General features: G+C 70.1%; 10 protein-coding genes. 5 read left to right on the forward strand and 5 right to left on the reverse strand.

From position 1 onward, the window contains the following. Positions 1-226: 226 nt before the first annotated feature. On the reverse strand, positions 227-808 hold the full coding sequence (locus ACZ63F_RS32040) for a hypothetical protein (protein ID WP_382534791.1): 582 nt from the start codon (positions 806-808) through the stop codon (positions 227-229). A 266-nt stretch (positions 809-1,074) separates the two neighbouring features. Beyond that, positions 1,075-4,911 (reverse strand): nSTAND1 domain-containing NTPase, encoded by a 3,837-nt coding sequence (locus ACZ63F_RS32045; protein WP_469716317.1) that lies wholly within the window; start codon positions 4,909-4,911, stop codon positions 1,075-1,077. Between the two features lie 155 nt (positions 4,912-5,066). On the opposite strand from ACZ63F_RS32045, the gene ACZ63F_RS32050 reads away from it, so the two are divergent. Continuing rightward, entirely contained in the window at positions 5,067-5,975 is a 909-nt protein-coding gene (locus tag ACZ63F_RS32050; protein WP_469716320.1) for a peptidoglycan-binding protein, read from the forward strand. Between the two features lie 115 nt (positions 5,976-6,090). Then, positions 6,091-7,359 carry a GH25 family lysozyme gene (locus ACZ63F_RS32055; RefSeq protein WP_469716323.1) on the forward strand — a complete coding sequence of 423 codons (1,269 nt, stop codon included), beginning with the start codon at positions 6,091-6,093 and terminating at the stop codon, positions 7,357-7,359. 1,623 nt (positions 7,360-8,982) lie between these two features. Here the strand turns inward: ACZ63F_RS32055 and ACZ63F_RS32060 are convergent. Both ACZ63F_RS32060 and ACZ63F_RS32065 read right to left on the reverse strand, forming a co-directional pair. Further along, positions 8,983-9,276, reverse strand: a complete 294-nt coding sequence (locus ACZ63F_RS32060; protein WP_469716327.1) for a DUF1330 domain-containing protein — start codon at positions 9,274-9,276, stop codon at positions 8,983-8,985. Between the two features lie 161 nt (positions 9,277-9,437). Then, complete coding sequence (locus ACZ63F_RS32065; RefSeq protein ID WP_469716330.1) at positions 9,438-10,001, reverse strand: carboxymuconolactone decarboxylase family protein; 564 nt, start codon at positions 9,999-10,001, stop codon at positions 9,438-9,440. Positions 10,002-10,103: 102 nt separating this feature from the next. Here ACZ63F_RS32065 and ACZ63F_RS32070 point away from each other — a divergent pair, with 102 nt between their 5' ends. Then, complete coding sequence (locus tag ACZ63F_RS32070) at positions 10,104-10,379, forward strand: winged helix-turn-helix transcriptional regulator (protein ID WP_469716331.1); 276 nt, start codon at positions 10,104-10,106, stop codon at positions 10,377-10,379. Between the two features lie 237 nt (positions 10,380-10,616). Here the strand turns inward: ACZ63F_RS32070 and ACZ63F_RS32075 are convergent, their stop codons facing one another. Next, positions 10,617-11,354: a dienelactone hydrolase family protein gene (locus tag ACZ63F_RS32075; protein WP_469716333.1), complete on the reverse strand. Its 738-nt coding sequence runs from the start codon at positions 11,352-11,354 to the stop codon at positions 10,617-10,619. 124 nt (positions 11,355-11,478) lie between these two features. Here ACZ63F_RS32075 and ACZ63F_RS32080 point away from each other — a divergent pair, with 124 nt between their 5' ends. Together ACZ63F_RS32080 and ACZ63F_RS32085 are read left to right on the forward strand one after the other, a co-directional pair. Further along, the gene (locus ACZ63F_RS32080; protein ID WP_469716335.1) at positions 11,479-11,829 is read left to right on the forward strand and encodes a hypothetical protein; all 351 of its coding nucleotides are present in this window, start codon (positions 11,479-11,481) and stop codon (positions 11,827-11,829) included. A gap of 308 nt (positions 11,830-12,137) precedes the next feature. After that, the gene (locus tag ACZ63F_RS32085) at positions 12,138-13,175 is read left to right on the forward strand and encodes a hypothetical protein (RefSeq protein WP_469716337.1); all 1,038 of its coding nucleotides are present in this window, start codon (positions 12,138-12,140) and stop codon (positions 13,173-13,175) included. Positions 13,176-13,220: the final 45 nt, after the last annotated feature.

The following is a 13,220-nucleotide window of genomic DNA, read 5'->3' on the forward strand; positions in this document are numbered from 1 at the left end:
CCGCCTCTTGGCCCCCACAAAACCCCGCCCTCTCCCCCTGGAACACAGCTCGAACGCTTCACGCCCCCCCCCCCCCCCCCTTCCCCCTCTCTCCCCCCCCCCCCCCCCCCCCCCCCCCCCTGCGGTGTCCGCCGACGACTGCTCGGGGACCGTCGGTTGGTGCGAGGAGCCCCGAGAATTCGCCGGCCCCGGTGGGAGGCGCTCGCTCAGCCGGGCACCGGGTCGGTCAGCAGTTGACGATGCTGTGGACCGAGGACCAGTTCCCGGTGGCGTCCCAGCTCGGCGCCGGGGGCGTCTTGTACACGAAGGCCCCGGTGGGCCCGTACATGTAGGCCACGGTGCCGTCACTCTGCTCGTTGTCCCACGACCCCGGCCCGGCCCAGGTGCTGACGTAGTAGCGCTTGCAGCTGTACATGTCGAGTTCGGAGCCGGTGTAGTACGTCTTGCTGTACGCGCACATGTGCAGGTGGTCGGCCCCGCCGCCGGCACAGGGGTCGGAGAACGGGGTCGCTCCGGTCCCGGCCGTCAGGTCGCGCGGGTGCGCCTCACCCGGCACCGCGAGGTAGAGCGTCGCGCCGTCCAGCTGGATCCGGTTGGGAGCCACCTGCTTCCCGCCCAGGGAGGCCAGGTCGCGGTTCACCTCGTCCTGGAGCGCGCCGGCCTGGGCTGCGGTCAGCCCCGCGGCTCGCGCCTGCGCCGTGAAGCTGACTGCCGAGCCGGGAGCCGCGGAGGCCGGGCTCCCCGCCATGAGGGCCGAGAGCACCAGCAGCAGGCTCGTGGCGAGTAACGTCGTGATCTTCGTTCGCATCAGGATTCTCATCCCTGTCGTCGGCTGGGAGGACGATGGGGCCGGGCCGCCTGGCGCCACTCACGCCGCCGGCGAGCTCACACCCCACGACCACGGGTCTACCGGCGATGTCGTTGTCCTGTGTCGGGCCCGAGGCGCAGAACAACAACCGCCGGACAACGGTCGGACGGGTTGCCGGCCCGGTGGCCGCGTGGAATCGCGGGGCCGGGCGTCCCTCGGCTCGTCGCCGGAGGCCGGTCGAGCGGAAGTGACCGCGGGCGTCCGCGTCAGCGACACGCCTTCGGCAAGGGGTAGGAGGACACGAAGCCGTGCCATGCCCGTGCGGTCAGGACGCCGGTCGTGGTGGCGCAGACCCGGTGGGCGGCGGCGTCCGGGTTCAGGGACATCAGCTGAGTGGTGTGGTCGTCGCCCGCGCTGGCGATGGTGCGGTCGTCGGGGCTCAGCACTGCCTGGTCGACCGGTCCGGTGTGGCCGCCGACAGGGCCGCCCCAGGCGGTGGGTGCTGTCGGGTCGGCGACGTCCCACAGCCGGATGGTGCCGTCGTCCCCACTGCTGACGACGGTTCGCCCGTCGTGGCTGAACGCCACGGACAGCACGAAGCTGGTGTGCCCGGCCAGCGGTGCGGACAGGGCTGCGGGGTGGCGGCGGTCGCTGACGTCCCACAGGCGTACGGTGTGGTCGTCGTTGGCGGTGGCGAGGGTGCGGCCGTCGGGGCTGAAGGCCACTGATCCAACGCCTCCGGTGTGCGCGGCCAGCGGCGGGCACCACGGACGGGGGTGGGTGGGGTCGGTCACGTTCCACAGGCGCGTGGTGTCGTCGGCGCCGGCGCTTGCGAGGGTGTGGCCGTCGGGGCTGAAGGTCAGCGCTCGTACGGTGTCGCTGTGCGCGGTGAGCGGGGTGCCGATCTCCCGGAGCCGTGCGGGGTCAGTGACGTCCCACAGCCGCACCATGCGGTCGTAGCCCGCGCTGGCCAGGATGCGGCCGTCCGGGCTGAACACAGCCGTCGTGACGGCGGCGCGGGTCGGATCGGGGGTGCGCCTGCTCAGCTCGTTGCTGTGGGCGGGGTCGGTGACATCCCACAGCCTTATCGTGCCGTCGCGTCCGGCGCTGGCCAGCAGATGACCGGACCGGTCGAAGGCGAGCCTGTTCACCGCGTTGGCGTTGCCGAGCAGCGGGGTGCCGATGGGGGTGGGGGTGCTGGGGTCGGCGGTGTTCCACAGCCGGATCGCACCGTCTGTGGCGCCTGCTGCCAGGACGCGGCCGTTGGGGCTGAAGGCGACGGTGTTCTCGTAGCTGGGGGTGGGCAGCACGGTCCGGGGCAGGTCCCACAGCCGTGCGGTGTTGTCGGCACTGACGCTGGCCAGGGAGTGGCCGTCCGGGCTGAAGGCGAGCCACCACACGTAGCCGGTGTGGCCGGTGAGGGGCGGGCACAGCGCGATCGGGGCCGATGGGTCGGTGACGTTCCACAGGTGGACCGTCTGGTCGGCGCCCGCAGTGGCCACGACCTTCCCGTCAGGGCTGAAGGCAACCGCATAGATCGTGTTGGTCGCGGCGCCTAGGACCGTGCCCCGGGCGACAGGCTTCGACGGGTCGGAGACGTCCCACAGCCGCAGGCTGAAGTCGTTCCCGGCACTCGCCATGATCCGGCCGTCCTTGCTGAAGGCGACCGCGTAGACGATGTCCGTATGGCCGTGCAGCGGCGGGCCCCAAGGCTTCGGGTTCGCGGGGTCGGTGACGTTCCACAGCTGGATGGTGTGGTCGTGGCCGGCGCTGGCCAGGGTGCGGCCGTCGGGGCTGAAGGCCGCCGAGGCGATGGCGCCCTTCTGACTGCGCAGGGGCTTGCCGAGTTCGCTCGCACGGGAGGGGTCGGTGACGTTCCACAGCCGCACGGTGCCGTCGTCGCCCGCGCTGGCCAGGGTGCGGCCGTCAGGGCTGAAGGAGACCGAGAAGACGATGCCCGAGTGTCCGCGCAGTGCAGGCAACGCCGTCGGGTGCTTCGGGTCGGTGAGGTTCCACAGCCGTACGGTGTGATCGCGGCCCGCTCCGGCGAGCGTGTGGCTGTCGGGGCTGAAGGACAGCCACATGATGCCGCCGGCGTGTGCGCGGATCGGGTTGCCCAGCGGCGCCGGGTGCGTGGTGTCGGTTACGTCCCACAGCCTGACGGTGTCGTCTTTGCCTGCGGTGGCCATCACGTGGCCCTGTGTGCTGAAGGCGACCGCGTAGACGGTTGCGGTGTGCCCGGTCAGCGGGGTGGACAGCGGTGCGCTCTGGGTGCCCAGCAGGTCGGTCGAAAGGCGGCTGGTGGGGTGGATGCGGTATCCGGCGACGTCGAGGCGGGCCGCGAGCGACTGATCGGTGCCGCGTAACTGCTCGGCCTGGGCCTGCACTTCGCCCGAGACTGCGCTGTCGCGTTCAGCCCGGGCGGTCGATCGCTGCTGGAGGGCGATTCCGGCGGCGGCCACGGCGAGCACGGTCAGTAGCGAGAGCACGGCCACTGCCGCGCGGCGGCGGCGAACCCCCCGGCCTTGGTGCCGGGTGGAGGCGGCCAGGAATTCCGCCGCTCGCCGGCTCAACCGTCCGTCGTCCGCGTGCGCTCGGGCCCACTCTTGAGCGGCGGAGAGCCGGGAGCCGCGGTAAAGCGCGCTCGTGTCGCGCTGTTCGCGCTCCCACGCCGTGGCGGCGTCGGTGAGCTGTTGCTGGATGAGCAGGCCGGCCCGGTCTTCGCTGATCCAGCGGCTCAGTCTCGGCCATGCCTGGAGCAGTGCCTCGTGGGTGATTTCCACGCTGTCGGTGTCGAGGGTGACGAGTCTGGCGCGGGCCAGTGCGTCGACGACGGCTTCCGCGCTGGGATCGAGTTCGTCCCTGGCCAGGCGGCGCTTGGAATCCTCGGTGGCGTCGTTGAGGGACACCATGCGCAGGAAGATGCCTTGCGCGAGGCGTTTCTGCGGCCCGGTGAAGCTGTCGTAGACGGCTTCGGCGGTGTTGGCCAGGGCATGGGTGATGCCGCCGACCGACTCATATCCGCTCACGGTCAGCGTATTGCCGCGCCTTCGCCGCCAGGTCTCGCGCATCGCGTGGGAGACCAGGGGGAGGACGCCGGCCTGCCCGGTTGCCTCAGCCACCACCCGGGCGAGCAGGGGCCCCTCGACCGTGGACTCGGCCTGGACGGCGGGCTGGGTGATGGCCCGGCGTAGCTCATCGGTGGTCATCGGGCCGACGAGCAGTTGCGAGTCCTGGAGAGCGCCCACGAGGTCGGCGTGCTGTGAGCAAGCGGCGTAGAAGTCCGCCCGTACGCCGAGGACGACGCGCGTCCGGCTATTGGCCGCACCGGCAGCCGTGAGCAGCGAGGCGATGAAGGCGGCCCGTTCGCCGGCGTCCGCGCAGAGGGTGAAGATCTCCTCGAACTGGTCGACCACGAGGAGGAGTTCGGCCTCCGGCGGCTGCTGCGCGAGCAGCTGGAGCACGGTCAGGTGCAAGCCGCGGGGGTTTGCCCGCAGATCGTCATGGAGAGTGACGGCGGAGAAGCCTGAGTGCGCGGCGAGCCGCGCCGCGCACTCCTCGAAGGGGTGCGGGCCAGGGGTGAGAACCAGTGCGGTCCACGCTGTCTCGCCACCGGACACCCGCGGTATCAGGCCCGCCCGCAGGAGCGAGGACTTCCCGGAGCCCGAGGCGCCGAACACCGCGACGAACCTGTGGCTGCGAATGCGGCCTTCCAGGTCGTCGGTGAGCCGTTCGCGTCCGAAGAACCGGTCGGCGTCTGCGGCCTCGAAGGGGCTGAGTCCCGCGTAGGGGCAGTCGTCTTTCCCTTCGGCGGCGTCCGGGAGCTCATCGGCTCGGGCCAGATCGGCCGATATGCGGTGCCAGCGCTGCTCCCATTCCGCCGTGTCGCCGCCGCACGCGCGGACATAGGCGAGCGTGACCGGCAGGCTCGGGAGCTTACGGCCGGAGGCGGCGTCGGCGAGGGTGGTCGAGGAGTAGTGCGCGGCTTGGGCGAGCTTGCGGTACGGCGGGGCGCCGGCCTTGTCTCTCAGCTTCCTCAAGTCCGCCGCGAACCTGACCAGATGGGTGTCCTCGTCGTCTAACGGCCGCTCGCTGCGGGGCACCGTCGCCTCCTACCTGTCCTCGCGAAGTGCTCATTGTGCGGAGCGTGTTGTCCGGCGTCCAGCGGCCGACAGCGGACAACGTCTCGTCCTTTACAAACGAGCCACCACCGCAGACGCGGCGGTGACGGCCACACGGGGAAGAGGGACGCACGACCATGAGCAGCGATGTGAAGCATTCCGCACTTCTGCGGACGAGAAGGGCCGTACTCGGAGCCCTCACGGCGGTACTCGTCTCTGGCGCGGTGCTGGCCGGGCCTACCGCGGCGTCGGCGGATTCGGCCGATATCAGGCTGGGGCAAGCGGACCTGAACGGGCTGGCGTACAACGCCGGCGCCGTCGACGGCGTCAGCGGACCGCAGACCGAGGCAGCGGCAGAGTCCTTCCAGTCCGACCGGTGCCTGAGCGTCGACGGGATCATCGGCACCCAGACGCTCGGCGAGCTGGAGACCGTCGTCAAGGAGGTCCAGGGCAAGGCCGGGGTCGACCAGGACGGCGACTACGGCAGCGGCACCACCACCGCCGTCAAGAACTACCAGAGCGCGCACCAGCTGACCGTCGACGGCATCGCCGGCCCGGACACCATGAAGTCGATGGGCATCACGCGGCTCGTCGCGAGCTGCCACACCGGCAGCGCCCAGCGCGACCAGATCGTCAGCGTGGCCAAGAGCCAGCTCGGCGTCCGCGCCGACTCCGGCAACTGCGTCCCCGGCAAGCCGTACAGCATCTGCGCGGACTGGTGCGCGGCCTTCGCCACCTGGGTCTGGCGGGACGCCGGAGAGAACATACCGTTCATGACCTACGTGCCGGACGTCTACGACTGGGCCGTCAGCCACAACCGCTGGTACGGCACCAGCCAACTGCACTCGGCGCTCCCCGGGGACATGATCATCTTCGGCACCGCCACCAACCGTTACCACATCGGGATCGTCGACCACGTCAGCGGATCGACCGTCTACGTGATCTCGGGCAACACCTCCAACCCGAGCAACTCCAGCCAGATCGGCGTCTACGACAAGAGCTACCCCCTGTCCAGCTCCGTCTTCTACGGGCTGGTCCGGCCCTAGCACGACCAGCATCACCGACATCTCCACCCGCCTGCCGGCCGGCGCCGCAGAGGCACACGACGTGCCTCGCGGTGCCGGTCAGCCCTGCGCCGACCTTCGAAACGGAGAAGCACCGATGAACAGAACTCTGGCCGCCGCCGTCACAGTCGGCCTCACCGTACTGGCCGCATCGGCCGGTCTGCCGCTCGACGTAGCCAGTGCGGCAGCGATCCCGGCATCGGTCCACCCCTGGCACGAGGACGCCGACCACATGGGTTCCGGGCTCTCCGCCCGCATGCCGGACAGTACCGTTCACGAGTCGGTCACCGCATCTGCAGCCTCCGACGTCACCGGAACGCTGAAGGGCCTGGACGTCAGCGCGTTCCAGGAGAACATCAACTGGCCGTCGGTGGCATCGAAAGGCGCGTCCTTCGCCTACGTCAAGGCGACCGAGGGCGTCGACTACACCAGCAGCCAGTTCTCCCAGCAGTACAGCGGATCCGCAGCGGCGGGCCTGATACGCGGCGCCTACCACTTCGCCCTGCCCGACACCGCCGGCGGCAGCGCCCAGGCCGACTACTTCATCGCCCACGGCGGAGGCTGGTCCGACGACGGCAAGACCCTTCCCGGCGCGCTCGACATCGAGTACAACCCCTACGGAGCCACCTGCTACGGCCTCAGCCAAAGCGCGATGGTCTCCTGGATCACCGAGTTCAGCAACGAGTACCGCACCAAGACCGGCCGCTACCCCATCGTCTACTCCACCCGGGACTGGTGGTCGACCTGCACCGGCAACTCCGCCACGCCCGGCCAGCACGACCCCCTGTGGATCGCCGACTACGGCGGATCGCCCACCCCGCTCCCCGGCGGCTGGAGCACCTACACCATCTGGCAGAACGCCGACAGCGGTACCTTCCCCGGCGATCAGGACCTCTTCAACGGCACCACCGCGGACCTCAAGACCTTCGCCCACGGCGTCTACACCCCGCCCCCGCCGCCCCCTGGCAGCGGCTGGCCCGTCGTCTCACAGGGCGCCGCCGGCCACAGCACTACAACCATTCAGTACCTGCTGGACGCCCACGGCTCCACCCTGACAGTCGACGGCGACTTCGGTCCGGCGACGCGAAGTGCGGTAACCGCCTTCCAGACCAGCAAGGGCCTCACCGCCGACGGCATCGTCGGCCCCAACACCTGGCAAGCGCTGGTCATCACAGTGCAGGAGGGCGACAGTGGACCGGCCGTAAAGGCCGTGCAGGACGAACTGACCGCACATAGCCACCCCGTCGACGTGGACGGCGCCTTCGGTCCGGCGACTCGGAGCGCGGTCGTCACCTTCCAGACCAGCAAGGGCCTCACCGCCGACGGCATCGTCGGCCCCAACACCTGGCAAGCACTCGTCTCCTGACGTCAACATCGGCATGCGTCAGAGCGCAAGCCTCGTGGGCCCCGACCAATACCGCTGTCACCACCACCGAACCCGCGCACCGCACAGAGGCCGTTCGGCGCGCGGGTTCCGCCGGCAACCCGCCCGAGAATGTGCGACCCGCACGCTTTGGCGCGTGCGGCACAGAAGATCCGTCGCCGAGAGCACAGTTACCAATACGCCGCAGTCCCCGCTCATCAGGACGGCACGCGGCGTCCTCCGGCTGCCGGGGAGGGCCCTCGCACGCCGCCGGAGACCAGATCCGGGTGCCAGAGACCGAGATCTTTCCCAACTCCCCGCGTTTCCCTGCCTGACGCACCAGCCTTCGCAGCTCACAGGGTTAGTAGGGGGAAAAGAGAGTCGGTCGGGTGTGGAGCCGGGAGGGGGCCGGGTGAGCGGAGGGGCACGGCCTCGGGAAGGAGGCGGGGCCTGGGGCGCCGTGAGAACGGTGCGACACCACCGCCCGCCGCCCTGCCCGATCCACTCGGTGCCTGTTGCGAAAGCGCCCGCCCCGGACAGCGGACACGAGACCGCGGCGGAGCGACCCACCACGTGGGCCTCCTGCCGACCACACCCCGTGCCAGGAGAAACGACCTCCTCGCTGGCCTCGTCGCTGCTCTGCCGCCTCGCGAGCCGCCACGGGCCGCAAGCGAAGGTGTTGCGGCCATGCCGGCACCGACGCAACTACCGGCCCGGGCCCGGAGGCGGGGCGCGCGGGCCGATACCGAGGTGTTGCTGAACGCAGCCGGGCGGCAGCTCCCGGCAGGCCTGTGCGGCGCCGGCGAAAACGCGCCGGCGCGGACATCGCCGTCCTGGGCGCAGCAGGACGCCAACCTGTCCGCCGAAGAAGAGGCCGCACCACCGGCGACGGCGTGGCGGATCGGCGGCGCGGCCGCCGATCCGGTGGCATCCGGCTGCCGCTCGTGCACCGCCCGGCGTACAAGGCGGTCGTGCGGGCGGTGCGGTACATGCCGCGGTCAGAGTGGGTACGGGCGGTGGGTGCCGGACGCAGACGCCGACCAGCCCCTGGGGTATCTGGACGTGGGGGGGTGCCGGAGGTGACGGCGGCGCAGCGCAGGTGGGCGGGTGCGGCAAGGCGGGTGGCGCGGGCCGGGGCTGGACCGCACCGCGCGTTCGCGCCGGCGCAGGCGGTGGTGGCCCTGCGGTGCCGGGGCGCCGGGGGGCCGCCCGGTGGTGGCCGGCCCCCACCGGCGGCACGTGATGCACGGTTCGCGGGCGATGTGCACGCAGCCGATGGTCCTGGACCGCGATCCGCAGGTGGTGATGTCGGCGCGGCCGGTACGGCTGATCTGGCGCGATCCGGACAGCGGACGGGCCCTGACACGGATGCCCCAGCTGTTCCCCCGCCACGCCGACGGCCGCGCCCCGCTTGCCGACTGCCCCGCCCCAGCGGAGCCCGCCGCCGCGGGCCGGGCCGCGCCCTGCTCGTCCTGCCGAACCCGGAACTCGACCGCTGACAGACGATCAAGACCGAAGAAAGCCGGTCACGACCAGCACAGGCACCGGCGAACCCCACCACACCAGCAGCCGCACCAGCGAGAACCAAGATGGTGGATCTTCAGCGAAGATCCGACCGGCCCTCGGTCAATCGATGCCTTCGACGATGCGGAAGTCGCGCTCGACGCCGTCGGAGAGGGCGACCAGCGCCTCCTGGTAGGCCGCACTCTCTCGCGCCGCGACGGCCTGCTCGAAGCTGTCGAACTCGATCAGGACGGTGCGCTCGGCGATTCCGGCGTCATGGGCCACGACCCGACCGCCACGGGACAGGATCCGGCCGCCCCCGGCCGCGACGGCCGAAGGGGCCAGCTTGTTGTAAGCAGCCAGCTTCTCAGGGTCTGAAATGGTGCGGTAGACGCTGACCCAGTAGCCCTTGGGCATGGAACCTCCAGTGTTGGGACGAGTGCATCTGATGTACCCGTTGGTTTCGTACGGGCATCGGCGGGCGGGAGCGAGGCTTGTCAGCGTCGTGATCGTCATGGCGCCGATACCCACCAGCGCCGCAGTGGTGTAGGCGCTGTCGTCGGGAAAAGGCCCGGCGATCAGTGCGCGGCGACCGGCTCGGTGCCGGGTTCAAGGGGCAGCCGGAGCACCCTGACGGCGAACGAGATGGCGTGGTACCAACCGCAGACCAAGACCAGCTCGAGTGCGGCGTCCTCATCGGCGACAGCGACCAGGTTGGCCCAGGCGTCGTCGGAGAGATCACCGGTCGCATGGAGCTCGTCGACCGCTTCAAGCACGGCTCGATCAGCGGCGTTCCAGCAGCCGTCCGCCGGCCTTCCATGCGCGAGGGACGCAAGCTGCGCGGCGTCGAATCCCGCCTCCTCGGCGAAGCCTGCGACGTGCACGGCCCACTCGTAGTCGGCGCTGCACAGCGCGGTGGTCCGGTCGATGACCAGCTCGCGCTGGCGCAGAGTGAGAGCGGAGCGCCGAGAGAAGTAGTAGCTTCCCCAGCCCGCGATGGCGCGGGCGAGCTCGGGCCGACGGGCCCACACCCGGAACAGCTGGATGGGTGAATGCCCCAGGAGCTCAAGGGCCTCGCCGGCCCGCTCGTCGTAGGGGGGTAAGAGCGGTTCGATGCGCGGTTGCTTCGATTTCAGAGGCACGATGGCACGCTAACATGGGCGCTTCGGAAAGGGAAGCAGATGACACGACCAACACCACTCCCGGGCCGGCGGGTCCGCGGCTCGCACACGGGGCGCCCGATCATGGCGCTCCTGGACCTCTTGGGCCGGCGCTGGGCGCTGCGAGTCCTGTGGGAGCTACGGGACGGCTCATCTCCGACCTTCCGCCAGCTCCAGCAACGATGCGACGGCGTCTCATCGAGCGTCCTGGCAGACCGGCTTCGCGAGCTTGGAGAGGCCGACCTCGTCGAGCACACCGGCGACGGCTACCTGCTCACTGGACAGGGCAGGACACTTCTCGAATGTCTCACCCAGCTCGATGCGTGGGCCTCCGACTGGCGGCCCAAGACGGCGAACTGACGGCCACGACTTGCCTGTTGGCGGCAGGAACTGTGACTGATCATGAAGACCGGCTCGACCAAGCCCCAGCGGGCACCGGACACGTCACTGCGGTACGGACGACGAGCCCTCACACACCAGGCAACGACCACCAGCACCGACCGTCACACGCACATCCCAGAACACCAACTTCCCAGATCAGACGCCCTCTCAGCGCGCGACGCCGACCTGTCCTGACGCCCAGCACGTTTGTCTGGGTCATGGCCCCTGATCCTCCGTCACTGGCAGGCACTCGGTGAGCAGGTCGACGACGTCGCGCCAGGCTCGCTGCGCGTGCTGCGGGTGGTAGCCGACCCCGGGGACCACGGGGTGGTCGACCGGCGGGTGGTGGAAGGCGTGCAGGGCGCCGCCGTAGACCACGAGGCGCCAGTCGACGCCCGCGGACTGCATCTCAGCGGTGAACGCGTTTCGTTGCGCGGGCGGCATGATCGGGTCTTCCGATCCGACCCCGGCCCACACCGGGCAGCGGATGCGGGCTGCCTCGCCCGGTCGGCCCGTGGTAGTCGCGTTGACTGTCCCGATCGCGCGCAGGTTGACGCCGGCTCGCCCGAGCTCCAGCGCGATGGCGCCCCCGGTGCCGTAGCCGATGGCGGCGATCCGGTCGGGGTCGGTCCGGGGCTCGGTGCGCAACGCGTCGAGTGCCGCGTGGCCGATGAGCCGCATCCGATCGGGATCGGCGAGCAGTGGCATGCAACGGGCCAGCATCTCCTCGGGGTCACCCACATAGCGCCCGCCGTGAAGGTCGAAGGCCAGCGCTACATATCCCAGCTCGGCGAGAGCATCGGCCCGGCGGCGCTCGACGTCGCTGAGCCCCATGCCCTCTGGTCCGAGCAGCACTCCCGGCCGGCGGTCGCCACCGGCCGGGAGCGCGAGGTGCCCGATCATCGTCAAACCGTCGGCCGGGTACTCGACCGTACGCGTCGTAATCGTCGCCATGAGACTGGACGGTACTGATCGTCGAGCACGGTCCGGTCGGTGTTCTGCCGCTGGCAGAACAGCGTATGGACAAGAGCGACTACCCGCCGGAGAAGATCGCTTTCCAGATGAAGACGCCCGTCTGGTGCCGCAGCCGGGCGTCCGAGACCGGCGACGCCTGCCGCGAGGTCGTCGACCTCTCGAGGTCAACGCCGTCCAGGGGGTTCTCGGGCTGTGCAAGAAGTACGGCGAGACGCAGCTGCAGGGAGCCTGCCCGAGGGCGATCACGGTCGGCGACCACTCCTATCGCACCATCAAGGGCATCCTGGTCGCTGGAACCGAGACCGGTCCCGAGCCCGAGACCAGCGGAGACGAAGGCGTCGCGGCGTTCCTGCACGGCCCGCAGGGACCTCCGGATCCGCTTGCAGCGCCGGACACGCCGGAGGACAACCGCGACGACCAGGTCCACGACGAAGACGAGGTCGCGGCACGATGAGCGTGATGGACACCGCGCTGCGCGAGTCACTCAAGTGGCGGCGCGCCCGGCCACCTCGACTTCCTCCGGGCCAAGACCTTCACCGGTTCCCGGCTCTGCGTGGCCATCGTCGACCGGTTCGCCTTTGGCGGCAACCTGATCCAGACCGGCACCGAGTCCTGTCGCCTCGCCATCACCCAAGCCCGGGCCGGTGCCCAGGACGGCAGGGCAGGCTGACCACCCCCAGGACTCTCCTCGCCGGGACGTCGCACCACCTCAGTAACTGGAACAATGGAGATCTTGCAGATGTCACCGGGGAGAATGCGACTGTGAAGGTCGGACTGGCACGTTCCGCCGCGCTTCAGTGGGTTGCCCAGCATGCCCGACCCGATGCTCACTTCCGGGGTGCGTACTTCAGCGGCTCGACCGTCGGGCTGCCGGACGACGCGGAGCTGTCGCCCTCCTCCGACATCGACATCTTCGTCGTCACCGCCCAGGAGAACCCACCGGCCAAGCCAGGGAAACTTCGCTTCCAGAACGCCCTGCTGGAAGTCAGCTACCTGCCTTGGACCGAGCTCGCCTCCGCCGACGCCGTCCTGGCGTCCTACCATCTGGCCGGCAGCTTCCGCACTGACGCGATCATCGATGACCCCACCGGCGACCTGCACAAACTGCACGCACACATCTCGCGCCACTTCGCCGCCCGGCCCTGGGTCCGCCGCAGATGCCAGGATGCCCGCCACCGGATCGAGACCCGCCTCGCAGCGATCGACACCGCGGCGCCGTTCCACGAGCAGGTGATCTCGTGGCTGTTCCCCACCGGCGTGACCTGCCACGTCCTTCTCGTCGCCGCCCTGCGCAACCCCACCGTCCGCTTGCGCTATCTGACCGCTCGTGAGGTCCTCGCCGACTACGGCCGCCTCAGCCTCTACCCGGAACTTCTGAACCTTCTCGGCTGCTCACACCTGCCCGCACAGCGTGTCCAGCACCATCTGCGTGAACTCGCCACGACGTTCGACGCCACCGTCCAAGTGGCGAAGACCCCGTTCTCTTTCAGCAGCGACATCACGCCCACCGCACGGCCGATCGCGATTGACGGAAGCCAGAGGCTCATCGACTCAGGCGACCACCACGAGGCTGTCTTCTGGATCATCGCGACCTTCGCCCGCTGCCACACCATCCTGGCCGCCGATGCGCCCCAGCTGCACGACGCCCTCGCCCCAGCCTTCCAGGCGGCCGTCACCGATCTGGGCATCAGCTCGACCCGTGACCTCATCCACCGGGCCGAAGAGGTGACCCGGTTCCTGCCCCGGCTCTGGCAGACCACCGAGGACATCCTGGGCAACAACCCCAACATCACCGAATAGCAGAGAAGGACGTCGACTCGGCCACCGAGCGGCGTCCGTTCTCAT

This window comes from Streptomyces sp. NPDC104761 (assembly GCF_055583445.1).